Here is a 1107-nt window from a genome sequence, read left to right as displayed (position 1 = left end):
CGCATGCCAGTAAGTTTTGCCTCAGGTATTGTACGCTTACTTTCTAGCTGACCAATATAAGATACAAATTGCCACTCTCCTAACCAAGAAAGCAATGGTGTTTCAAAGGTTTGCCCCTGCTTGGTTCTTAAGAATACGCTCGGCACCGGATCTGCATTATTTGTCAGGATCAAACTCGACTGAGAACCCGCGCCCCACCATTGATCGACTGCGCCAACACCCAATACCCAGTTGCCATCACGACCGCCCAGCACGCCAGCCAAATAGGAGCCATAAAAGTCTGTCTGGACGGCATCATCACCAGGGTCTGTCATGACATTAGCTTGAAGCCTGAAGGCAAAGCTTTCACTATCACCTTCCATTGTTTTATGGATCTCTCCTTTTTCTTGCTGGAAAGAACCAAAATCTCTTAATAATGGCCTAGCACTGCCCGCTGTCACTTCAAGGCTTTTTTTAATACCGGACTTAGTCTGCTTACGTAGCTCAAAGCGTAATTCTCTAATCGCAGTTTTTTGTGCTGAATTGAGCTTCGAGTGATCAGCTTCTGCTAATGCACTTTTTACGTCCGCCCACATAAGCGGCCAGGTCGTTAAAGAGATATCGATCACTTCTGCATCATTGAGTAGCTGAAGATTATTTCGAAGCCTAAGGTCACCTACATCAATCCATGGCGCAGCGTTTACCGTGGCAGCCATAACAAGAGAAAGGGACATTACAAGGGTGCTGAGAAGCTTAGATTTGATAGACACGAATTAGACTTTTTAGTGGTTGATTCTATGGCTGGGCATTATAGGGGTTTTGCACTTAAAGGTAAAAGCGAAAAGAACTTAAACCACAGAGGACACCGGGCGCTTCGCTGCACAGAGGAAGAGATGGAGACACATCTAAAGAAAGCTTTTATCATTTCTCTGTGTAGGCCGCAGGCCTCTCTGTGCCCTCGGTGGTGAACCGTCTTTTATGTCTTAATCTTTAAGTGATAAACCGATGAACCACAGAGGACACCGAGCGCTTCGCTACACAGAGGAAGAGATTGAGACACACCTAAAAAGGCTTTTATCTTTTCTCTGTTTTTATCTTTTCTCTGTGTAGGCCGCAGGCCTCTCTGTG

1 protein-coding gene is annotated in these 1107 nt (G+C 45.7%); it reads right to left on the bottom strand.

The window, feature by feature from the left end; all coding sequences use genetic code 11:
• The coding region (locus A3756_RS24170) for a capsule assembly Wzi family protein (protein WP_231875629.1) at positions 1-713 on the bottom strand (713 nt) is incomplete at its 3' end.
• Positions 714-1107 lie beyond the last annotated feature (394 nt).

The sequence above is a fragment of the Oleiphilus sp. HI0086 genome (assembly GCF_001635225.1).
This window is presented reverse-complemented; position numbering and strand designations above follow the sequence as displayed.